The organism is Candidatus Methanogranum gryphiswaldense, from assembly GCA_019262145.1.
Taxonomy (GTDB): Archaea; Thermoplasmatota; Thermoplasmata; order Methanomassiliicoccales; family Methanomethylophilaceae; genus Methanogranum; species Methanogranum gryphiswaldense.
In genome coordinates this window covers 696,090-717,931 of the sequence record CP076745.1, presented here as the reverse complement: position 1 = coordinate 717,931, position 21,842 = coordinate 696,090, and the positions used below count along the sequence as shown (strand labels likewise).

At 43.3% G+C, this 21,842-nt stretch carries 21 protein-coding genes; 7 read left to right on the top strand and 14 right to left on the bottom strand.

Annotation, left to right across the window (positions count from 1 at the left end; all coding sequences use genetic code 11):
* Positions 1 to 90: 90 nt before the first annotated feature.
* A complete protein-coding gene (locus tag KRP56_03680) occupies positions 91 to 414 on the top strand; it encodes a hypothetical protein (protein UAL08353.1) in 324 nt (107 codons plus the stop codon).
* 308 nt (positions 415 to 722) lie between these two features.
* Positions 723 to 1,301, top strand: a complete 579-nt coding sequence (locus tag KRP56_03675; protein UAL08352.1) for a hypothetical protein — start codon at positions 723 to 725, stop codon at positions 1,299 to 1,301.
* A gap of 358 nt (positions 1,302 to 1,659) precedes the next feature.
* Here the strand turns inward: KRP56_03675 and KRP56_03670 are convergent, their stop codons facing one another.
* Entirely contained in the window at positions 1,660 to 2,073 is a 414-nt protein-coding gene (locus KRP56_03670; GenBank protein UAL08351.1) for a hypothetical protein, read from the bottom strand.
* A 178-nt stretch (positions 2,074 to 2,251) separates the two neighbouring features.
* Here KRP56_03670 and KRP56_03665 point away from each other — a divergent pair, with 178 nt between their 5' ends.
* Complete coding sequence (locus KRP56_03665; protein ID UAL08350.1) at positions 2,252 to 2,731, top strand: GyrI-like domain-containing protein; 480 nt, start codon at positions 2,252 to 2,254, stop codon at positions 2,729 to 2,731.
* Between the two features lie 104 nt (positions 2,732 to 2,835).
* Here KRP56_03665 and KRP56_03660 read toward each other — a convergent pair whose 3' ends face one another.
* The 3 genes from KRP56_03660 to KRP56_03650 all read right to left on the bottom strand — a co-directional run bounded on the left by KRP56_03660 (position 2,836) and on the right by KRP56_03650 (position 6,116).
* Positions 2,836 to 3,132 (bottom strand): hypothetical protein, encoded by a 297-nt coding sequence (locus KRP56_03660; GenBank protein UAL08349.1) that lies wholly within the window; start codon positions 3,130 to 3,132, stop codon positions 2,836 to 2,838.
* 1,016 nt (positions 3,133 to 4,148) lie between these two features.
* Positions 4,149 to 4,709 carry a hypothetical protein gene (locus KRP56_03655; protein UAL08348.1) on the bottom strand — a complete coding sequence of 187 codons (561 nt, stop codon included), beginning with the start codon at positions 4,707 to 4,709 and terminating at the stop codon, positions 4,149 to 4,151.
* A 219-nt stretch (positions 4,710 to 4,928) separates the two neighbouring features.
* Entirely contained in the window at positions 4,929 to 6,116 is a 1,188-nt protein-coding gene (locus tag KRP56_03650) for an MFS transporter (GenBank protein ID UAL08347.1), read from the bottom strand.
* A gap of 262 nt (positions 6,117 to 6,378) precedes the next feature.
* Here KRP56_03650 and KRP56_03645 point away from each other — a divergent pair, with 262 nt between their 5' ends.
* Both KRP56_03645 and KRP56_03640 read left to right on the top strand, forming a co-directional pair.
* Entirely contained in the window at positions 6,379 to 7,173 is a 795-nt protein-coding gene (locus KRP56_03645) for a 2-amino-3,7-dideoxy-D-threo-hept-6-ulosonate synthase (GenBank protein UAL08346.1), read from the top strand.
* 36 nt (positions 7,174 to 7,209) lie between these two features.
* On the top strand, positions 7,210 to 8,265 hold the full coding sequence (locus KRP56_03640; GenBank protein ID UAL08345.1) for a prephenate dehydrogenase/arogenate dehydrogenase family protein: 1,056 nt from the start codon (positions 7,210 to 7,212) through the stop codon (positions 8,263 to 8,265).
* 242 nt (positions 8,266 to 8,507) lie between these two features.
* Here the strand turns inward: KRP56_03640 and KRP56_03635 are convergent, their stop codons facing one another.
* The 5 genes from KRP56_03635 to KRP56_03615 form a co-directional block, all read right to left on the bottom strand.
* The gene (locus KRP56_03635; GenBank protein UAL08344.1) at positions 8,508 to 9,005 is read right to left on the bottom strand and encodes a hypothetical protein; all 498 of its coding nucleotides are present in this window, start codon (positions 9,003 to 9,005) and stop codon (positions 8,508 to 8,510) included.
* 198 nt (positions 9,006 to 9,203) lie between these two features.
* Positions 9,204 to 10,049 carry a recombinase family protein gene (locus tag KRP56_03630; protein ID UAL08343.1) on the bottom strand — a complete coding sequence of 282 codons (846 nt, stop codon included), beginning with the start codon at positions 10,047 to 10,049 and terminating at the stop codon, positions 9,204 to 9,206.
* A gap of 1 nt (position 10,050) precedes the next feature.
* Positions 10,051 to 10,821, bottom strand: a complete 771-nt coding sequence (locus KRP56_03625) for a recombinase family protein (protein ID UAL08450.1) — start codon at positions 10,819 to 10,821, stop codon at positions 10,051 to 10,053.
* A gap of 94 nt (positions 10,822 to 10,915) precedes the next feature.
* A complete protein-coding gene (locus KRP56_03620; protein ID UAL08342.1) occupies positions 10,916 to 11,206 on the bottom strand; it encodes a DUF3795 domain-containing protein in 291 nt (96 codons plus the stop codon).
* Between the two features lie 83 nt (positions 11,207 to 11,289).
* Positions 11,290 to 12,915: a TCP-1/cpn60 chaperonin family protein gene (locus KRP56_03615; protein ID UAL08341.1), complete on the bottom strand. Its 1,626-nt coding sequence runs from the start codon at positions 12,913 to 12,915 to the stop codon at positions 11,290 to 11,292.
* A gap of 322 nt (positions 12,916 to 13,237) precedes the next feature.
* Between KRP56_03615 and KRP56_03610 the strand changes: the two genes are divergently transcribed.
* The gene (locus tag KRP56_03610; GenBank protein ID UAL08340.1) at positions 13,238 to 13,855 is read left to right on the top strand and encodes a hypothetical protein; all 618 of its coding nucleotides are present in this window, start codon (positions 13,238 to 13,240) and stop codon (positions 13,853 to 13,855) included.
* On the opposite strand, the gene KRP56_03605 is transcribed toward KRP56_03610, so the two are convergent.
* Together KRP56_03605 and KRP56_03600 are read right to left on the bottom strand one after the other, a co-directional pair.
* Entirely contained in the window at positions 13,856 to 14,578 is a 723-nt protein-coding gene (locus tag KRP56_03605) for a radical SAM protein (GenBank protein ID UAL08449.1), read from the bottom strand.
* A 46-nt stretch (positions 14,579 to 14,624) separates the two neighbouring features.
* Positions 14,625 to 15,875: an Nre family DNA repair protein gene (locus tag KRP56_03600; protein ID UAL08448.1), complete on the bottom strand. Its 1,251-nt coding sequence runs from the start codon at positions 15,873 to 15,875 to the stop codon at positions 14,625 to 14,627.
* Positions 15,876 to 16,263: 388 nt separating this feature from the next.
* Here KRP56_03600 and KRP56_03595 point away from each other — a divergent pair, with 388 nt between their 5' ends.
* Complete coding sequence (locus KRP56_03595) at positions 16,264 to 16,887, top strand: CDGSH iron-sulfur domain-containing protein (protein UAL08339.1); 624 nt, start codon at positions 16,264 to 16,266, stop codon at positions 16,885 to 16,887.
* Here KRP56_03595 and KRP56_03590 read toward each other — a convergent pair.
* From KRP56_03590 to hisD, 3 genes are read right to left on the bottom strand one after another with little or no spacing between them, the layout of a single operon-like run.
* Positions 16,884 to 18,407 carry a Ppx/GppA family phosphatase gene (locus KRP56_03590; GenBank protein ID UAL08338.1) on the bottom strand — a complete coding sequence of 508 codons (1,524 nt, stop codon included), beginning with the start codon at positions 18,405 to 18,407 and terminating at the stop codon, positions 16,884 to 16,886. The genes KRP56_03595 and KRP56_03590 overlap by 4 nt on opposite strands.
* Positions 18,394 to 20,475: a polyphosphate kinase 1 gene (ppk1, locus tag KRP56_03585; protein UAL08337.1), complete on the bottom strand. Its 2,082-nt coding sequence runs from the start codon at positions 20,473 to 20,475 to the stop codon at positions 18,394 to 18,396. Before ppk1 ends, KRP56_03590 begins: the two co-directional genes overlap by 14 nt.
* A 6-nt stretch (positions 20,476 to 20,481) precedes the next feature.
* Positions 20,482 to 21,738 (bottom strand): histidinol dehydrogenase, encoded by a 1,257-nt coding sequence (gene hisD / locus KRP56_03580; GenBank protein UAL08336.1) that lies wholly within the window; start codon positions 21,736 to 21,738, stop codon positions 20,482 to 20,484.
* Positions 21,739 to 21,842 lie beyond the last annotated feature (104 nt).

Sequence of the window (21,842 nt, the reverse complement as noted above, 5' to 3'; positions counted from 1 at the left end):
GAAAAACTATATAATATCCAAGTCCTGAACAGTTTGACCTACTAATCTGAACAAATATTGTGTCAACGGTCGGTAAACTAAGATGATAAAATGGATTGGACATTCTTTTGTACATTTTTGTTCGCTATATTCGCTTTGTCGGTTCTAGCACTCATGTATGTAGTCAGAAAGAAGTATGGAAAATATTCTCCAGATGTGCTTAGTTCGTTAAAAATAACTAATGTCTTAGAATATGCGATACCCCTTGTAATCTGTATATTCCTCTATCTCATATCAGGTAAAGTGGACGGAGAATTAGGCAGATTCCTAAGGATTAGTAAGCCCTCATTCATTGTCATAGGTCTTTGCTCATGGTTCGTCCTGTATTTCTTACTTAAAGTGAGACCAGTAGCAAAAGCTGACAAAACCGCATAGAATGAATTTAAAACACAGTAGGAAGTAACTATGCAAATAAGTAAAATAGACACAACAAGACTGTATTTGGTATTATGGATCCCATTAATTGCAGTATATATCTGGTTCTTTATGAATCATAACTTAAGCTCTTCGATGGGATTCATCACAGGGTCTGCAGTTGTCTATGCTGCAATAGGCATATACTATTAGAGAAAAGGAGAATTCCAACTCTCTGAAAAAATATGATCTTATTCAATAAGAAATTTCAATATGTGTCTGATTTGATATATCTTGTTTGATTATAGGCTTACACATGAGGATATCAAATGGATATAGGTAACTGGATACTTACATTCCTAGCACCGGTCGGGGACGGACAGTTGCTGTTATGCGTATCACTGATATTCTTCGTCGATGCTCTTATCTTCCCTGCCTTACCTGAATTGATATTCGTGAGCGCTTTCATTGCAAGACCAGATTTGACATTCGGACTCGAATTGTTCTTTTTCTGTATGCTTGGTGAATTGGCCGGTATATTCGTTCTATATTTTGTTATCAAAAGGATCAGGATGCCCCACAGGATATCTAATCTGATGGACAGGTACGTTGACTTCTTGTTCATAGCAGACGAAAGAGCATTACTTCTCAACCGTATCGTTCCTATGATCCCGTTTTGCGGCGCTTTCATAGCAACGGTAAAAACATGGGATCTGAAAAAATGCATCTTCTATATCATGGTCGGATACGTAATAAAATACGGTTTACTATTATTCGTGGGCAACATATTCTACACATATCTGGGAAGCAGCCAAGCCTCGATGGCGACACTGTGTTTTGTGATCATCGTGATCTTGATAAGCGCCATAGCCTCATATTTGAAACGCAAGAAAGCTTTGAATACATGAGATACTCAGAATTCAATTGAATCTCGATCATTCACATAAATTGTTTTGTTTTGATGACAATGGATAATATAAGAATTAATGCTCATACGATAATATCTAACAAGAAATTAACAGACTTCAGAAAATACTGCTAAGAAACAGTATGATAATGTATGAACACATCCTTGTTCACTGTTACAAATATTATGATATTCATAAGGTTGGAACATCTCTTTCGTGTAGTTTATGATGAACGACTTGATCCTTCCAGTATTTGTCATACCTATGATGAATTTGTTAATGAAGGAAAATCAAAGTACGGATCGCAAAAATCCGTACTATTTTTATAAATAAATTACAACTACATCGTATTTTGCGATTACAATATTATCGAAAAGAACATGAACACGATAATTGCAATTATCAAAATGTAAAGAATGGCCACGTTTTCATATAACTTATCATTTTTATCATTTATCATTCTATTCAATTCTTTATAATCGCATTTTTCATTTCCATCTCCACTTCCATCAAAGCGTATGATTATTGTCGTGCGTATCATCGCAATGAATCCGTATATGCAAGAAATGAGTGCCAACAATAATGCAATTCCAACACACCAATGAGCGCCTATCATCTGACTTTCACTCAATAGGAAAATTGCAAGTCCGAAACATAATAATGCGGAAAATACGGTCATGATATTTATCCGCCGAATGTTCATGTTGTAACTATTCTGCAGTACCCTGTATGTATCTTCAGATGATTGGGAGCCGATGGTATACTCACTCATTTTCAGAGTATGTGTTATTTTCATATGATCACTTGCGATATTGATCTATAGTGTTTAGATATTTGGAAAATATAGACCCGTGTAAATTCATTTTAATGATGATTGAAACTACAATATTACAAAAATTGTAAATATCGTCCATGCCCCTAATTCAAATAACATTGTTACGGGTGCTACCATGGAAATAAAGACCGTCGATAGAGAAGAAGTGAAACTTATTGGATATTATGTAAACACCAAAAACGGATTCTTTAAGATACCGCGGATGTGGCATAAACTCAACAAGAATAAAGACAAGATCAAGAACAGAACGGACATCAACTATCTGGTAGGTGTCAACGACTATTCAAAAAGATCACCACAGGACAAACCGTGGGTATTCGACAGCTATGCCATGGTTGAGGTCTCCTCCTTCGACGATATACCTGCCGATATGACGAAATTAGAACTATCGGCAAACAAATATGCAGTGTTCTCACTTAAAGCGCGGTCCAAAGACCCTCTTGAATCCACATTTGAGAATATATACAAAAAATCATTGCCTGATTCGGGTCACATTCGTGATGAGAAGGTAGCATACGATATGACATTCTATTGTGAGGCCGTGGATGAAAATGGAGAAAGCGACATCGAGATCTGGATACCGATTGTTGAATGAATCCATATATGAAAAATTGCAGACATGTACGTAAATAAAATGTCACATCATTTGAAAAAGGAAGGGATTCTTCCCCTCCTTTGAATGATCCGCAACCTGCTCTTTCAAGATCTGCAGCAGCACTTCTTGTGCTCCACTACACCAGCGCACTCAGAACACTGACAGTTCTTGTCATGTTTGCCTGTGCACTTTGGACATTTGCAGTCCTTCGTATGTTTGACCTCTTTCATGCACTCAGAGCACTCGCAGGCCTTGTCATGTTTGCCTGTGCACTTTGGACATTTGCAGTCCTTACCATGCATAACTTCCTTACCTACACACTCTGCGCATTTACAATCTGCATCATGCTTGCCTGTGCACTTTGGACATTTACAATCCTTACCATGTTTCAATATGCTCATTGTCTCTCAACTCGTACACTTATCGCGTTCTCTCGTATCTAGGTATAAGCCATTTATCGAATGCTATTATCTTTCATATTACAATAATATTTTCTATTTTCGATGTTGTAAATTTGATTATTTTTGATCCAACAGATTTGACTTTCCTATCAACAAAACAATACCCACATATTTGTTATTAAATCTTTCTTATCTTATATAAATATATTACCTTATTATTATTAACTAACAAACAAATTAATTGATATTTGTAATAATGTGTACAAATATTGACGACTAATTTTTAAATATTTTATTTTGCAGACCAGGTGAAAATTAAAGAAAATATTTTTTTGTAATATGGAAAATCTTGCCTTTAACCCTTAATATTTTTTTTATGCTATTATCATATTGCGTAAATTTAATTAAATATTAATAACATTATAGTAATTTATTAATAATTGTGTCGACACTTCCGTCCTGTGGATCGAATAATTGCACCAGATACATTAATATCTTTAAAAACGACAGTCGTGCCCTACATGACAAAAATGAACAATAAACATGATGATTTTCATTCATAGATATCGTTTTGAAAGGCCTATTCCTCTTGTAAACAATGTATCGATGCAATTATTCGGTCTTCGAACCAAACCCCTAAATGAGAGTTGACGAAAATGAATAAACACAAACATAGTGACGATTGCCAGTGTTCCAGTTGCTTGAACGATCATGAAAAGTATGATGATACTGATGATGATTGTCATTGCCCCAAATGTACTAGTGAACACGATGAGGATTGTCTATGTTCAGATTGCACTAGTACTCACAAAAAAAGTATATTTGACCGATTGAAAAAAAAGTCATCACAATGATGATAAAGAAATGAACTTGTTATTTTCAAATATGCTTCCGGGGTCACACCCCAATTTTAATTTTATGATTGTCCGATATTTATCACATTGGCACTTTCTACCTTATCAAAAAAATCTGAGTATATTACGAATCACTTAGAGATAATACTGCGAACACCAACTTCAATCAGCTATCGATATCAATTCATAAACGACCTGGATCTCGGTATCTGTAAATTTGTCGTTGACGACCACCATCCTGTAAACTATCCCTGAATCGTCGGCATAATAGGTCTTATCGTCGATCTTGTAAACAGATGTCCCGACAGAACCATAGTAGGTGGTCTCGATGACCAGATAACCTATGTACTCCGCACCGTCAAGCAATTCGTTCATTTCCGGTATCGGATCCACATATCCATCAGGATGATCGGGAACGGGCTGCGTTGTACCCAGGTCCACATTTGTATAGGATGTGTTCGTGGTTGTATTTAGGCTGTATTCATTATCTACAACGCTCCCGTTATCCAAGGTCAGTTCCCATGAACCTGTATACCCCATGATTGTCGTATATCCCATAGGTTCGACCTCATACGTTCCCCGTGCCACGTATATGTACATCCCAGTCAATCCTGATGTCTCATCATTACTGTCATCATTTGATAATATGGCTACAGAAGCAACGGTCGCGATCGCCAAGATTGCAATGACGGATACAACTATTATCGATTTTTTCTTTTCCATATGGCCGCTTCCGTTTATATTTCATTAAAACGTAAGTAATTTATTAGATCGCAAGATTTTAAGATTATTCGACATATAATATGTACTCTATATCTTGCTATATACCTAAATACAGGAAGATGCAACAGATCATAAAGAGCCTGTTTGGGATCAACAATTGCTTTCTTTCTTCATCATCTTGAACGACAGCATCGGATTGGTAGCCGCGACGTCGTGTTATCAACAATTGCTTTCTTTCTTCATCATCTTGAACCCGTGCAGATACATGTACAATATCAACGAGATAACTCCCAACCCTGCAGCTATCAAGTATGTGTCATGGAAGCCGTAGAGCACTATCAGCGTACCGAACACGAACGGCCCGAACCCGCTGGACATGTCCATGAATATCTGGAATGTTGACATGCATATCGGATATCTGTCCGGTCTCGACTGACGTATGACTATCGATTGTCCAACAGAGTTCACCAGAGCTACACCGAACCCGATCATGAATGCTGCCACCAACAGCATCAAAGCAGAATCTGCATAGCTCAGTATCACCAAGGCGACGATGAACATTATGAAACATGGGATCAGAACTACATTCTCCCCGTGCATATCGGCCAACTTACCTACGAAAACTCTAGATATGAACGTAGATGCTGCGATCACCAAGAAGAAACACGACGTCGCGGCTACCAATCCGATGCTGTCACCGTACTGAGAAACGAACGTTAAGACACTGGAATACGCAAAGAAGAAGACCATGACCACCAAAGATATCCTCAAAGCAGATCTCTCAATGAGATTGTCGATCTTCAACTCATGGATACGCTCACGTTCCTCTGCGGTGATAATTCTGCGGTCGACCTTCAAGAATCCAACCATCAGTATTGGGATCATTATTACCACCGTAGTCATCAAAAATATTGAGTCGTATCCGCCATTATGCAAAAATTGCATGCTCAGATACGGCCCTATCGCTGAGGCGAGAGTGTAGGACAGCATGTAATATCCGATACCTTCGCTGCGGCGGGAAGCAGGTACGAACATAGCCACCATGCTATTGATGGCCAACATACCGAAACCGTAGAAAAATCCATTAAATATCCTCAAAAGACACAATGATAGGAAATCCGGGACAAAGAAGTAAAGGATGTTTGCAATTATCATCATTACGATCGAGATGAAAAGGGATCTTTTTCTTCCTATGACGTCGATATATCTTGCAATAAAGATACGTGAGAGAAATGCTCCCAGAACGAAAATGCAGGCGGCAACCCCTCCCCAAGTGGCGTTACCACCGAAGATGTCGTCCACATAATCTGCCATGCATATGTAGATCGAAAGGAAAGCGAAACTGAAACAGAATCCCATGATTATCAATATCATGAAATTGCGTGTGAACAGCTTCTCCTCTGCCATGGGCCCATATTGCTTTGTCCCCAGTATTTATTTTATGTTCCTGTCCACATGATGTGATCGTCTCATTTCCATTATTAAAAATCAAGATGTGACTTGGATTTGCCTATGATGCTTATTGTGAATGTCAATGGATATTATCCTAACAAAAAATTATCATTTTTCAATTTGTCTCATTATATTTGGTAACATTGTGCATAATAATGGAATATTTACAATAAATTATATATACATGTTCCGTGCTAACACGTGACACGGTGATAGGATGTCTGGAAAGAACATCAGAATTGAAAGAATAATCGACAGGGAAAGCGGGAATGCGGTCATTGTGCCAATGGACCACGGCATCAGCATCGGACCCATACCGGGCCTGATCGACATGAAACAGACGGTCAGCGATGTCGTCGAAGGAGGTGCCACTGCCGTCCTAATGCACAAAGGAATAGTTCCACAAGGACACAGGACATCGGGAAACGATGTGGGCCTCATTCTGCACCTCTCAGCCTCAACAGATATAGGTGTGAATTCCACCAACAAAGTACTCGTCGCAACAGTGGAAGAAGCACTGAAGCTAGGTGCCGATGCAGTATCGATGCACATAAACGTCGGTGCAGAGAACGAACCTCAGATGATCAAAGACCTAGGCATGGTCTCTGGACAATGCACGGAATGGGGAATGCCCCTTATTGCGATGGCATACCCACGCGGTCCCACGATCAAGAATTCATTTGACCCAGTTGCAGTAGCTCATGCTGCAAGGGTGGCCACAGAACTAGGTGCAGACATAGTGAAATGCAGTTACACCGGTGATATAGACTCCTTCAGAAAGGTCGTTAAAGGGGCAATGGTCCCTGTAGTGATAGCTGGCGGGCCTAAGATCAATTCAGATCTTGATCTCCTCAACATGGTCCACGACTCACTCGAGGCAGGCGGACACGGTGTATCCATAGGAAGGAACATATTCCAGCACAAGGACGTCAAAGGCATTATGAGCGCGATTTCAGATATCGTACTTCACGAAGCGACCGTCGAAGAAGCGGTAAAACATCTCAAACAATAAGAAAGATGAATGCTTAAGGACAATCGAGGGAGATAGATGGACCTAGAACTGCTCAGAGAAGAGATCTTGCGTACGGACATGGAGATCATAGACCTCATTTCGAGAAGAACCGACCTGGCTGAACAGGTAGGGCGCAAGAAGATAGAGGACGGCCTCCCGATAAGGAACGTGACCGTAGAAGAAAAGGTCGTGAAAAGATACAGGGATGCATCCGAGAGCAGCGGTATATCTCCCGATACCCTCGAAAAAATCGCAAGAGCGCTCATACAGGAGGCCGTCGATAGAGAATCCCTCGTAACACCTCACAATTCTATCAAAAAAGAGATCTCCATTATCGGAGGCGGCGGAAAGATGGGGATGTGGATGGCAAACACTCTGAGTTCGGATGGACATACCATCAAACTAATAGACCCCTCCCTCCACAATGGCCTCACGATCGAAGATGCATCCTCATCAGATGTGATCATCGTCTCCATCCCCATAGACGTCACAGAAGGGGTCTTGGAACAATTGAACGGCCTGTGCCGTGATGATGCCCTGATCTTCGACCTTACATCACTCAAGACACCCATCTCGAAGACACTCAAGAACATGGCAAAAAGAAAGAAAGTATGTTCGCTACATCCGATGTTCGGACCTTCCGCCAGATCTATGTACGGAAGGAACCTAATAATATGTGACTGCAGAAATGCCGATGCTGTCATCGAGGCACGGGAACTTTTCAAGAACAAGGGCGGGGACATACGCACGATGGACATCGACGACCATGACAGATACATGTCATACGTGTTAGGACTAAGCCATGCTGTGAATATAGCATTCTTCACAGTTCTCGACAGAAGCGGCATCAGTTACCAGGATATGTGCACCGTGGCCTCGACGACATTCCGTAAGAACATGGAGACCAATGAATCGGTGGCCCTTGAGGACCCCAAACTGTACTACGAGATACAACACTCGAATGCATTCCGCGATAAACTTTGGGATGATTTCTCTAAAGCTGTAAAAGATATCAAGAATGCATCTATAGATAACGACTCCTCAGAATTCATAAAGATAATGGATGCTGGAAGAGAGTATTTCTCCCGATGAACTGACATCAGTTGATGCATAGCTCATCGAAATATATGACCGGACATCAGAGGTTCTCGGCTATCCATGCGGCAGCTACCACGAAGATGACCGCTATCATGATGATCACCATGAACCACGCCATCAACTTGATCTTGCGTTCTTTTCTCATTAATGCACGGTTAAGAATATGATATTATTAAACATTGTGAAAAGAAAAGGAATTATGTAAATGGTTTGACAACTTTTTCAACACATCCCGATCAGTAGGTTGGGATCTTTCCTTCCAATGCGAGTGCATAGGAAAGGTATATGTTGAACAGGAAGTTGAAGAGTGCGACGATACCGATGATCCAGTGCCAGTAGTCTCCACCGATGATGGTTGAGAGTCCGACTGTCAAGAAAATCAATGCAGTTGTCACCAATATGAGGGACAATGCCTTGTATGTCTTAATGAGCACAGACCAGATGATCGCGAGAATGAAGACGACACCGAAAGTGATGTTCTCCCATTCGCCCATTCCGAATCCAGTAAGGGCGACTGCCGCACCTACCAAACCAAATACTATGAATCCAAAATTACTGTCAGATCTGTAAGCGAGCAGGGCTACAATAATGATCAAAATTCCTAAGACCTCGAAGAACGCTGCTGTAGGAACTCCTTCATTTTTGAGCTGTAAGATCGCGAGCGGCAATGACACCACTGCAACCAAGAAAAGTCCGAACGCCGTTGGGTCCAGACATTTTTGACATTCTACCATGTTTTTTCCTCCAATGAGGTATAACCCTCGGCATAGGATTGTCGTTCAACAATATATATATTAATCGTTGGATGGATAGATCTTCAATGACATATGGTGCAGTAATATTTTTTACTTCTGGACGTTAATAATTGTACCATACTGGATATATCAAAGTGGACACTAGTTTTAAATACAAACGCGAGTACTGAGTCAAAATTACCAGAATTCATCTTCAGGAATTAATTCCACATTTCTCCTTTTTGGGTCTTGTACTTTTGATGCCATCAACCTTTGTACACAATTATATTCTTGAGGATTTACTGCAATTTGAGTGAAATGCCTTATCAAAATATCATCCCATCTCATATACCCAGCATATATGGGATTGTGCAATATGTTCCTAAGGTTATATGTGTTCCATGGATTCCCATGTCTTGTCAATGTTCCATTCCTGTTAAGATCGAATGAAATCTTGTCCAAAGTGCTTCCTTCAGAATACGAGTGGAATATGCTGCCAACAACCTCGATCTCTTCAGGTACCGAAAATAGTATGCCGTCGACCATATCGTAACCATAAGGCGGATTGAATCCTAGGGTCTTATTGACATCCGGAGAATTATGAAGTGTCTCTGCCTTCTCCTTCATACCCATATATGTCCTTTCCCCTATCTGTTCACTCTCCAATTGTGCCAACCTCTGTATCATATCCACAACGAATCTTCCTAAAGCATTCGTCGTGTCCAATGATTCCATGCATGATACGAACTTCTTATCCTGCTTGTTAAGTTCGTCCATCATATTCATGAAATTACGACTGTTCCTATGTATCCTGTCCATCTTTAGAACGAGGATCACGTCCCACTTATCGAATTCGGACATCATCCTCTGATATGCAGGACGTTTTACATTAGTCCCAGAGTAACCATCATCACAATATATGCTCTCGATCTCCCAATCCTCTGAGATGCAATAATCTTTCAGTATAGAGGTCTGAGCATCAAGAGAATATCCTTCTAGGGCCTGTTCCTCGGTGGAGACCCTTACATAAATGGCAGCTCTCATCTCACACCTTTAATGGTCCATTGATGACCTCGTAAGAATCCCGATCGAGGATGGCCTCATGATCACCTTTACGAACAATACCGTCCCATTCTATGTATCCTGTGTATAATGGATTGTGTAAGATCTTACAAATTGATTGCTTGTTCCACTTTCCACTACGCTTCGCAGGCACCATCCTATTATTCAGATCGTCGGCGATGGATGCCATCGACTGTCCTTTCTTGTACATGGAATAGATCTCCCTGACGACCTCTGCCTCATTCTCTATGATAAGGAGACTTCCCTTACTATACACATAGCCAAACGGGTGCCCGGACCCCATATTGCCAGTTCCGCACTGTGCCTTACGGGTCATTCCGATCTTCACTCTCTCCCCGATCTGCTCACTCTCTAACTGGGCGATTCTTTGCATGATATCCATTACAAATCTGCCCATGGCGGTAGTAGTGTCGAACTTCTCCTGGACGGAATTGAATTCCTTGCCCTTTTTACGAAGATCGTCCATCATGAACGTAAAATTCACACTGTTACGGTGTATCCTGTCCATCTTTAGGACCAAAAGGACATCCCATCCATCGGATTCCCTCATCATACGTTGATATTCCGGACGATCGGTCTTGCGACCTGAATAACCCTCATCACGGTATATGTCCGCGATCTCCCAACCACGCACACTGCAATATGCTTTCAATCTCTTTGTCTGAGCGTCGAGTGAAAAACCTTCGGTCGCCTGGTCTTCGGTCGACACCCTCACGTAGAGTGCTGCCCTCATCGGATTCCCATCCATCACTCGTATTATCCTACATGTTTAAAAATTTAGGTATGAGATTAACAAATAACGTAAATCCACGTAAAATTTGTTATTTTCAGAGTTTTTTTAGCGAAACTAGCCTCTGATCTATACTTTCCTGATGCTGCTCATCGGTCCATGATGGGTCCTTCATCTCTTTCCAGATGTTACAAGGTACTTGCTTGCAAAGTCCACAATGGTCCATTTGTTTCTTTTGTCTGCAACAGCCGTATATCGGACACACATTCAAAGACACATTCACCGTCCAGTAAACATGGCCTTTCTGAATGCTACAGCCCTTACAGCTATCCGGATAGTTCTCACATTGAGAACAGTCTATACCGCAACAGCTAATTCTCGCATCCATGACAGCCCATCATAATGTGTAGTATAATAGACTTGGGAATAAAAAATAAAATGGGGGGATGACCCCCCGTGATCTTATAAGGTTTACATCATTCCAGGTGGCATTCCCTGAGGCATTCCGCCTGCACCCTGGGGGGGAGCAGACCTGCGGGATGCGATGACATCATCGATCCTAAGGATCATGTTCGCGACCTCGTTTGCAGAGCTGATCGCCTGTGTCTTGACCCTGAGGGGCTCGATGACATTTGCCTTGTACATGTCTACTGCCTCTCCGGTATCGAGATCGAGTCCGAAGTACTTTCCGTCCTTCTTCTTGTCGTGAGCGTTCTTCAGCTTGATTATGCTGTCGATTGGATCGATACCAGCATTCTCTGCAAGTGTCCAGGGGATTATCTCCATGGCCTTTGAGAACTTCTCGATGGCGAGCTGCTCCCTTCCGCCTACGGATGAAGCGTACTCCCTGAGCCTCTGTGCAAGCTCTATCTCGGGTGCGCCTGCGCCAGCAACGACTTTACCGTCTTCGATAGTTACACCGACAGTGCGGATAGCATCGTTAAGGGCCCTCTCAACCTCTTCGAGGACATGTTCTGTTCCACCACGGGCGAAAATTGTGATCGCCTTGGGGTTCTTGCATCCGGTGATGAATGCCATTCCGTCCTCTCCAACGAGTTTCTCTTCAACGCAGCCTGCGATTCCAAGATCCTCTTTGGTGAGCTCCATCGCTCCACCGACAATGTTGGCTCCAGTTGCCTTCGAGATTGCTTCGAGGTCACTCTGTTTGCATCTCCTGTATCCAAGGATGCCTGCCTTTGCCATGTAGTGCTGAACGAGTTCGTCCACTCCTTTGGAGCAGAAGACCACATTTGCGCCAGCCTTCTTTATGCTGTCAACAATAGCTTTCATGGAGTTCTCTTCCTCTGCAAGGAAAGAGGACATCTTTGTAGGATCTGTGATCTGGATCTGTGCATCGAACTCTGTTTTCTTTACTTCCAAAGAACATTCGAACAGTGCGATCTTTGCCTTCTCTACTTTCTTGGGCATGCGGGAATGTACACATTCTTTGTCAATGACTACTCCCTGGATCATGTATGTATCGCCGATGACACCGCCGACCTTTTTCTGGACGCGGATGTTCTTAGTATCTACTTTTCCATCCTCTGCAACAGCTTTGCATGCTTTTACAACGATCTCTGCAAGTTTTTCCTCTTCCTCTCCGACGGATTTTCCGGTCAGTGAAGTTGAGGCCACTTTCTTAAGGATCTCGTCCTTTGTCGCATCGATCGCAATACTGTTAAGGATCTCGTTGGCCTTTACTGCAGCCATGTTATATCCATTGGTTATGACAGTTGGGTGGACATTGGCATTGATAAGTTCCTCGGACTGTTTGAGAAGCTCACCTGCGAGTATGACCGCGGTTGTTGTTCCGTCTCCACACTCTGTATCCTGTGTCTTTGCTACCTCGACAACCATCTTTGCCGCAGGGTGCTGAACGTCGATCTCTTTCAAGATCGTCACACCGTCATTGGTGATGACGACATCTCCAATTGTGTTGACTAGCATTTTGTCCATACCTTTGGGTCCCAATGTTGACCTGACTGCATCAGCAACGGCTTTGGCGGCCGCGATGTTATTGTACTGGGCCTCCTTGTCCTTTGTTCTCTCTGTACCCTCTCTGAGTACTATGATTGGTTGGTTTGAATTTCCGTACATAGGATTCTTTCCTCCTAAATGATTAGTTACAGTAATTTTGTTCTTCTATATTAATCTATTTGCATAACAACACGACTTGAGCAACAAAATGTTTTAACTTAAGGGAGACCCAGACACAATATTGTTACAAGTACTACAGATATGATAATAAATGATGAGTTCGAACACAAAACTGGATTTCAAGTATTAATACGCAGACGACAAGTCTAAGAAGAAAAGCGACGTCAGAAAGGCAAGAAACAAAATAAATGACAAAATAAGTACTATTTTAGGTCCGCTACCTTTAATAGGTCTATAAATCATACCCTGAAGTGGTGAAGAGTTGACACTAGTAGTACATAAATGCCCTAAATGTGGCGGACAAGTAAAACTAGAAGAGCAATGGAAGGAAGGCTTCTGTGTTTATTGCGGTTCAAAGGTCAAAAACAACCTGATATGGATCAGGTCATTTAATTTTGACAACACTTATACGGACCGTGATGTTGAAGAAACACTACATTGCATTGTAGAGGAACTCAACACCGAAAATATCAAAGAAGCCTCGGACATACAAAGGATCAAAGAATCCATGCAGGTCCGCTTTACAAGATATGGTGATAATTTTCGTAATTCCAAGGCAAAATATGCCAACGATGCGAACGACTTCTTTCAGCGTGTAGGATGCATACCATACGAAGCAACAAAAAACACATGGGATGAGCTTAAAGATGCTGTTTCCAGAGTGGAGGACGGTTGCGCCATATGCATGGCATACAATGATTTTACGGATGCGTACCTTTCAAGTGTAGAAAAACTATCTTCTGTTCTAAAAATGAAATGGGAGTCCTCATACATTTGGAAGAGAAAGAATGCCCTAAAAGTAGATAAAAGAGAACTTATCAAAATGCGCAAGAGGATATATGCCGCTCAAGCCTGGCTTAGGTTATACAGCAAGAGCTGATCAGAAAACGTTTTCGACCTTGAGACCAGATTCACGGAACATCTGACGAATCGTATCCTTTGCCTTATCAGAACCTCTGATATTCATTCTTTGTAGGCGTTCTCCCAACTGCGGCCTCATGTTAAGTGAATCTATAACTGCTCTGCGAACTCCTGTGGAAACGATCGCATCGACAAATTCGCGTTCATGTCCTTCGAGATGATCCAACACAGGCCCTACCAGAGCATAAGTGTTCAAACCCGCATCGGTAAGCTGTTTCAATGCGTTCAGTCTTCTATCGGGCATTGGGGCCCCGGGCTCTGTCATCTTGGAACGTTTATCGTCCAGCCCAGTTATCGTTATCCCGACCTCGCCTTTCATTGACGATATCAATTCGATGTCCCGCAATATGAGGTCCGATTTAGTATGAATATGGACCCTGAAATCATGTCTCTTCAATTCTTCTAAACAATACCGCGTCAGAAGGAACCTTCTTTCCGCACCCTGGTATGGATCTGTGACCGTGCCGATGCCGATCGTTCCCGATAGGCCGGACAATTCGACTGCCAGCCTTTCAACTATATTGGAACGGACCTTTACCACCCTCCAATCCTTCCAATCAGTATGCAGGACCTCAGGTGCATAACAGTAGACACAGCCATGTTCACATCCCCCATAAGGATTCAACGCATAGTTGATACCTGGAAGACCTGACGGGGAAAGTGCGCGTTTACACTCGATCATCCTGTACGGGCCGTCCCATTCACCCACATTCCCATATTCAGAAAGATCAGTAATAGTCCTCGATCCTCCTTTGAACAAGATAATCGCTCATGACGCCTGAATGTTTTATCCACATGTTCTGCTTGATGTCCATCACACTATCGACGTATGTAAGTGCAGAATTCAGAGTATCAAAATGGTATGGGGTCGTCTGACCGAGTGCGGCTCTGACATTCTCTCTGACATTCCATACGCCTACAGGCATGACGTATCCGGGATGCGCTTCTCTCATTATAACCACTCCCGCGGTACGTCTCTCCTTGGTTAGAAGTTCGTTGACCGCCATCCTGGCCGCATAGTAGCATCCACCTATGTGCGCATATTCTGAACGACCATCGAAGAATTCACAATCAGAGATGATGTCGATGTCCCTTCCTGTAGGATTCCATGTTGTATTGGGGTACCATGCCTCAATAAGTTCGTATCTCCACGTCGTCGGCATCATCATGATGCACCATCTGTTGTCCAATTGTTCCCAATAATATATCCGGAAATCATCGATCGTATCAAAAAACTTGGTCGTTTTAAGCAGATTCTTGCCAATCATATCATCGACAGCGGTTATGCTCCACCTAGTAGGTACGAAACGTCTCCTCTTGTCCATGCCCATGGTACCGACAGAGAATGCCTTTTGGATCTCGGAGATCAGCGTCCCTCCATTGTATGCGTTGATGACCGCACCGACAGCGTTGAGATCCGTATCGTAATAAGATTTCTCCAGATTCTTTTCGAATCTTCCATTGCCCATCTTCATATCGTCCATGCGTGCAGATGGACCGAACGGCTGAACCTCATCGTCCAAGATCACTCTTCCGGTGGGTTTTTGCCTAAAATTCGCTTCCACCTCAACAGGCTTCTCCGTCAGTGCCAATTCCTGTATGCTGTCCACTATCCTGCCGGCCGTCTTGAAATTAGTAGCGTCTATCCTATATTTGCCACGGACCAACCTAAACCTCATGTCCACGATCTCATCTATCGACTTACCCACCCATCTTTCAGGCTTATCCATTATTGAAGTATCGCCGAACTCAGGAGGCAACAACGGACCTATGTCGACCTTCGGATAGCCGTATCTTCCTACAAAGACCGCAGGAGGACTGCATCCAGCAAGATCCTTTACATTGATCAGAGGCATCGTCCTCTGCTGAGAATAGAACTTGATCATCAGAGGACATCTATCCTTGCCACATAGTTTCCTTGAACCTTTGCAGATGGAACAGAGTCCCGTCTCCGTAGGAGCCTTGTTATAAGCGGCCATCTCATCAAAGAAACCAGTTTTAGACATGCATGTTCCCATAGCGCATTATCTCTCAAAAACATTGGGATATGAAATTTTCAGCAGGAATCAACAGGTCGAAACCATGTGCAAGGGGTTGACTCCTGCTATGATTCCGACATGTTTATTTGAATATAAAAAGCTAGGTAATTATTGCATCTTTATTCCAAATTATGATAAATCCATTACGAATTAATTTGATGAATCTACGATTTACGCGTACAATCTTCCAAATATTAGACCATATTGCTAAAACGATCAAAAACAACAAAACAAGATTTAGTCTATGCTAAACATCAACAGAGTTTAAATATTGCTTAGCAGGATGGGATACTGATTTGATATGAATGATGACCGAAATATAAAAATTATGAAGAATGGACCTTACATGGTCTATGGAAATATTCCTTTAGATGAGATTTCGGTGAAGATCGATGCCCTTGGAAAACCCGTAGGTTGGACGAACGACAAAAAATACTCCACTGATGAGATATATGCATTATGCAGATGCGGAAAATCCAAATCCATGCCATTCTGCGACGGATCACATGCAGCTGTACATTTCGATGGAAAAGAAACCGCAGGGAATGAACCATACGACAAGACGTCCAAAATAACCAATGGATGCGAAAATGTCCAATTAATGGAAAAACCGATCTTATGCACTGGTGCAGGATTCTGTCACGCTGGTAAGAAAATAGAGGAATCCATTAAAAAAGAAAAATATCTGGGTGATGCAAGGAGCCAATGCGACAACTGCCCTGGAGGCAGTCTGACCCTCATCATAAAAGGTGAGAAACAGGAACCTGAATTCAACATGGAGATATCCGTTACCAATGATGTTCATGGCATCGGCCCAATATGGGTCAAAGGCAAGGTACCTGTCATCTCCGCTGATGGAGAGAAATACGAGATAAGGAACCGTGTTGCTCTATGCAGATGCGGAAAATCAAGCAACATGCCTTTCTGTGACTCGTCCCACCTTTCACATTAAGACTTGATTATCTTGAACTTCAATCCAAACACATCCTCGATATCGGGCTCAATAGAGACCAATTTCCAAGCCTCCATGCTCATATCGAGTTCGGATCTAAGTTCGAGCATCAGCGTGTCTCCATCCAAAGTGACATCTATCTCTTCTATGGCAGAACTGTGACGCCTGTCCAGTATATCTGCTATCTTCAGCATCAAGGCACATTCGCGAATATTTGCGATCTGCCTTGGTGACATGTCGCCGAAGACCTTTGCATCTTTTGCAGGGAATTTCTTATGATGGAATCTTGCAATGAACCCCATTGTCTTGAGTTCGTCTGTTGTGAATCCACCAAGATTGGAATTGGTTATTATGATGAATGTGTGGATCTGATGTTTCGGATAATTGATGAACTCACCGATATCATGAAGAGTTGATGAATAGGCCAAGAGCTCCCTCATCTCACCATCCATTTTGTGTACGCCCTGTTCTTTCATACGGTCGAAAAGGAACAATGCATTCTTACGGACAATATCGGCGTGTTGTTTATCGTATTGACATCTACCCGCCAATCCTCTTACTGAAGATTCCCTAACATTGAAATCGGAATTCCCAAATTTCATGAGATAATCTATCTGCATCCCCTGTTTCAGACCGTTCAAACTTATCTCTATGCGATCTATGTTAAGGAGATACATCAATTCTTCAGCTATGGCCCCACCGGCAACAATTATGTCTGCCCTGGAAGGGTTCATTCCTACAACGGTGCATCTGCCTTTCACATCCTTGGTGTACAATTCTTTCATAAGAGCGACCAGCTCATAGTACATCATGTAAGAGGAATCATTGTCTCCTCTCTTGGCAGCACACATCTCCGCCAGTGCGATCATTGTGCCCGACGAACCATATGCACGTAAAAACCCGTACTCGTTGACCTTTCTGCATGTATGATTCGATCTGAGATCGACCTCTCTTCTCAGATGATCGTACTCTGCAAATGTGAGAGCTTTATTTGGTGATATGCCGCAACCGTATGCGAATCTTACAGCACCCACGCTGAGACTATCCAGGTAAACGTCCTCTTTCTCGCGACAGAGTATTATCTCGGTGCTGCCACCCCCTATATCGATTGCTAATGTGTTCTCCTTGGGAGCGACCGGACCGAAAAGTCCGAGACGTATGAGCCTGGCCTCCTCATACCCTGGAATAATGCTGACATCGACCCCGTCCGATCTTATCGCATCCAAAAGCTCTTTCTTATTGTTCGCTTCTCTGGCAGCGCATGTCGCCATGGCAATTACCTTATCGGCACCCATGTTCCTGGCGGTCTCTGCAAAGTTGTTTATGACCAAACGCGCCTTCTCTATCGTCTCCTTGTCAATATAACCATTGGAATAGAGACTCTGTCCTAAACGTATGACCTCTTTATCCTGGAAGATCGTGGTTCCCATCGATCCTTCATAATATTTCACCACTAGGACATGCACAGAATTTGTACCGACATCGATGAAACCGACAACCTCGCCGTCAATGCTTCCCATGCCAAACACCCCTGTTCTCGATGAACCATTTCTGCGAGCGGAGTTTCTTTGCCCTGCTCTTTCTGACAACAGGCAAATACTCACCGGAGGAGTTCAGTACCTTTGCTTTCACATTATCGTTGAGATGCACATTCAGAATGTTTTCCCTGATGTTCACCATCATCTCCTTGTCCAGGACAGGGAATAGCACTTCCACCCTTGCAATGAGATTACGGGGCATCATGTCCGAAGAGCCCATGTACATCTCAGGATCGCCGCCATTCTCAAAATAGTAGATCCTTGAATGCTCGAGGAACATGTCAACGACACTTGTCACACGAATGTTCTCAGACACACCGGGAATACCGGGACGCAAACAACACAGACCCCTTATTATAAGTTCGATCTTAACGCCTGCCTGTGATGCCCTGTACAGTTCAGCAATGATATCAGAATCCACAAGACCGTTGGCCTTGAGGACGACATATCCCTTGTTCCCTGCACGCTGGTTGTCCGCCTCACGTCTTATCTTGCGAAGCAGCTCGCTCTTGAGTGTAAGCGGTGCCACAAGAAGATGCGAATAATCCCTCGGCCCGAAGAATCCAGTGAGAGCGTTGAAGAGTTCCCCGACATCCTGTCCTATCACCTGATTCGCAGTGAAGAATGAAATGTCGCCATATTGCTTGGCTGTGCTGGAGTTATAATTTCCGGAACTTAGATGAGTGTATCTGATCAGATGCTCTCCTTCGAGCCTTATGATCTGCAGAAGCTTGGAATGGACCTTCAGTTCGACCGGACCATAGACCACGTGCACCCCCATCTTCTCCAATTCCTTTGCGAGATGTATATTGTTCGTTTCATCGAACTTCGCACGTAATTCCATTAGAACGGAGACTGCTTTCCCCTTTTCCTTCGCCCTCATCAACGCGCGGATCATGGACGGATCCTTTCCGATTCTATACAAGCATATCTTAATGCTCTGGACCTTGGGATCGTCGGCAGCCTCGTTCAGAAGATGTATGACGGCATCAAAAGATTCGTACGGGTGGAACAGGATCCAATCCCTTTCCCTGATGGTGTTGAATATACATGCATCCTCTCCGAATTCGGGCGGACAGAACGGTAAGAATGGCTTCTCTTTTAATTTGGGATAGTTCAGACCTGCCACTTCCCATAGGTCTGTAAGCAACATACCCCCGACGGATACCTTGTGTATCTGATAATTTGAAAGTTTAAGATTACGGCCAAAAAGATCGATCATCTCCTGAGGCATATCCTCTTCGACCATCATCCTGACCGGGAATCCCATATCACGGGAATCCAATGATGTCTCTACTGCGGACATCAGATCGCAAGCCTCATCTATCGTTACCTTGACATCCGCATTCCTGGTGACCCTAAAGTTGTATATCCCTACGATGTCGCTTCCTGGAAAAAGCAGTCCGATGTTCGCCTTAAGGATATTCTCCAGAAGTACGAAGTCGACCCCGGTCTTATCAGAGGGTATCTTAACGAATCTGGGAAGTATGCTTGTAGGCACCTTTACCCTTGCATACAGATACTCATTCTCATTCTTCTTTATCTTCACGGCCAGGTTAAGAGAATTGTTTGAAATGAAAGGGAATGGGTGCGAAACATCCAACGCTAAGGGCGTCAGAAGGGCGTGCACCCTCTTTTTGTAGTAATCATCTATCCAACTTCTCTGTATCTTGTTAAGAGATTCAATTGTCCTGATGCGGATGTTCTTTTCTGAAAGATCAACACTCAGATCGTTCCAACAGGAATCATAACCTTCTACGAGAGATTCGACCTTCTTGTTGACGTCTTTTACGAATTCATCATGATTCTCGTAAGAGTCTGGTCCCACATAGGTCAAAGAATCCATTATCTCCCTCGATATCATGCCGGGGATGCGTATCATGAAGAACTCATCCATGTTACCATATGCTATGGCCAAGAACTTGACTCTCTCCAGTGTCGGATTGGTCTTATCCTCTGCCTCAAGAAGACAACGTCTATTAAACTCCAACCAGGATAATTCCCTGTTTATGTACAATGAATGGTCATAGAGATCGATTGGATCTGTCATGTAACTTCACTCTTCAGATTTCCTGATCTTTACTGACTCGCAGTGCGCATTCAGACCTTCCGCCGTGGCGATGGCCTCTATCGTAGGGGCGAGAATCGAAAGACCCTGCTTAGTCAAGATCTGCACGGTAGATGTCTTGCGGAAATGTGCAACATTAAGTCCTGATGATGTGGCCGCGTGTCCGGCCGTGGGCAATACATGGTTAGTTCCTGAGGCATAATCGCCTGCTGCAACCGGAGTATACGGCCCGATGAATATCGAACCAGCGTTTGTCACCTTGGAAAGAGTGTCGAAGGTATCCCTGGTCTGTATCGAAAGATGCTCGGGCGCAATGGTGTTCATTATCTCTATCCCCAGATCCATATCCTCAACCACGATATATCCTGAATTGTTGAGGGCCTTCTCGATTATGTTCTTCCTTGGAGCCGCAGATATCATCAATTCCATCTCCTTCCAGACCTTTTCTGGAAGACCTTTGTCATTGGTTATCATGAGACATGCGGATGATGGGTCGTGCTCGGCCTGAGCGATCAGATCGGATGCCACAAATGCAGGTACTGCGGATGAATCGGCAAGAACGCCGATCTCACTTGGACCTGCAGGGAAATCTATCTCTACATTCTTCCTCAGAATGGTCTTTGCCGCGGTAACATATACGTTACCAGGACCTACGATCTTCTGGACCGGCTCAATTGATTCTGTCCCTAATGCCATGGCGGCGATAGCCTGTGCCCCCCCGATCTTGTATATCTCGTCAACACCTGCTATGTCGAGAGCGACAAGTGTGATAGGGTTGATAGGTGCAGGAGTACAACAAACGATCTCATCCACTCCCGCCACACGTGCCGGAATGATGCACATCAATGCTGTGGACGGATACGATGCCCTTCCTCCTGGAATATAACAGCCGACCCTGGAAAGAGGTGTGCTCTTGACACCCAATGTTATGCCTGGTTCGATCTCGCGTGTCCATAGGTCCGGGGGCACCTGCATCTCATGGAAGCGTTGGATACGATATGCTGCCTCTTCAAGCTCATCTACGAGGTCTTGATTTACCTCATCATAGGCCTCATCGACCTCATCTCTGGTGACAACGATGGACTTGATATCGATCTTGTCGAACTTCTTCGTCAGGTCTATAAGTGCCTTGTCACCATCTCTCTTGACCTGATCAATGATCTCCTGAACGGTATCGATAACCGAATCAACTTTTGATGCACGGTTATCCTTCCAAAAATTTTCGTCGACTTGCTTCCATGACATGGTATTTCGAATTCCGTACTTGGTTATATATTTAGCTAAGCCACGCACGAGGTTTTCTATATATTATATATAAACGGAAACTGAGTCGAACGCCAGTCTTTTAT

Coding starts and splice junctions, on each gene's coding strand:
- KRP56_03680 (UAL08353.1), top strand. CDS start 91: ATGGATTGGACATTCTTTTGTACATTTTTGTTCGCTATATTCGCTTTG.
- KRP56_03675 (UAL08352.1), top strand. CDS start 723: ATGGATATAGGTAACTGGATACTTACATTCCTAGCACCGGTCGGGGAC.
- KRP56_03670 (UAL08351.1), bottom strand. CDS start 2,073: ATGAGTGAGTATACCATCGGCTCCCAATCATCTGAAGATACATACAGG.
- KRP56_03665 (UAL08350.1), top strand. CDS start 2,252: ATGGAAATAAAGACCGTCGATAGAGAAGAAGTGAAACTTATTGGATAT.
- KRP56_03660 (UAL08349.1), bottom strand. CDS start 3,132: ATGAGCATATTGAAACATGGTAAGGATTGTAAATGTCCAAAGTGCACA.
- KRP56_03655 (UAL08348.1), bottom strand. CDS start 4,709: ATGGAAAAGAAAAAATCGATAATAGTTGTATCCGTCATTGCAATCTTG.
- KRP56_03650 (UAL08347.1), bottom strand. CDS start 6,116: ATGGCAGAGGAGAAGCTGTTCACACGCAATTTCATGATATTGATAATC.
- KRP56_03645 (UAL08346.1), top strand. CDS start 6,379: ATGTCTGGAAAGAACATCAGAATTGAAAGAATAATCGACAGGGAAAGC.
- KRP56_03640 (UAL08345.1), top strand. CDS start 7,210: ATGGACCTAGAACTGCTCAGAGAAGAGATCTTGCGTACGGACATGGAG.
- KRP56_03635 (UAL08344.1), bottom strand. CDS start 9,005: ATGGTAGAATGTCAAAAATGTCTGGACCCAACGGCGTTCGGACTTTTC.
- KRP56_03630 (UAL08343.1), bottom strand. CDS start 10,049: ATGAGAGCTGCCATTTATGTAAGGGTCTCCACCGAGGAACAGGCCCTA.
- KRP56_03625 (UAL08450.1), bottom strand. CDS start 10,821: ATGAGGGCAGCACTCTACGTGAGGGTGTCGACCGAAGACCAGGCGACC.
- KRP56_03620 (UAL08342.1), bottom strand. CDS start 11,206: ATGGATGCGAGAATTAGCTGTTGCGGTATAGACTGTTCTCAATGTGAG.
- KRP56_03615 (UAL08341.1), bottom strand. CDS start 12,915: ATGTACGGAAATTCAAACCAACCAATCATAGTACTCAGAGAGGGTACA.
- KRP56_03605 (UAL08449.1), bottom strand. CDS start 14,578: ATGATCGAGTGTAAACGCGCACTTTCCCCGTCAGGTCTTCCAGGTATC.
- KRP56_03600 (UAL08448.1), bottom strand. CDS start 15,875: ATGGCCGCTTATAACAAGGCTCCTACGGAGACGGGACTCTGTTCCATC.
- KRP56_03595 (UAL08339.1), top strand. CDS start 16,264: ATGAAGAATGGACCTTACATGGTCTATGGAAATATTCCTTTAGATGAG.
- KRP56_03590 (UAL08338.1), bottom strand. CDS start 18,407: ATGGGAAGCATTGACGGCGAGGTTGTCGGTTTCATCGATGTCGGTACA.
- ppk1 (UAL08337.1), bottom strand. CDS start 20,475: ATGACAGATCCAATCGATCTCTATGACCATTCATTGTACATAAACAGG.
- hisD (UAL08336.1), bottom strand. CDS start 21,738: ATGTCATGGAAGCAAGTCGACGAAAATTTTTGGAAGGATAACCGTGCA.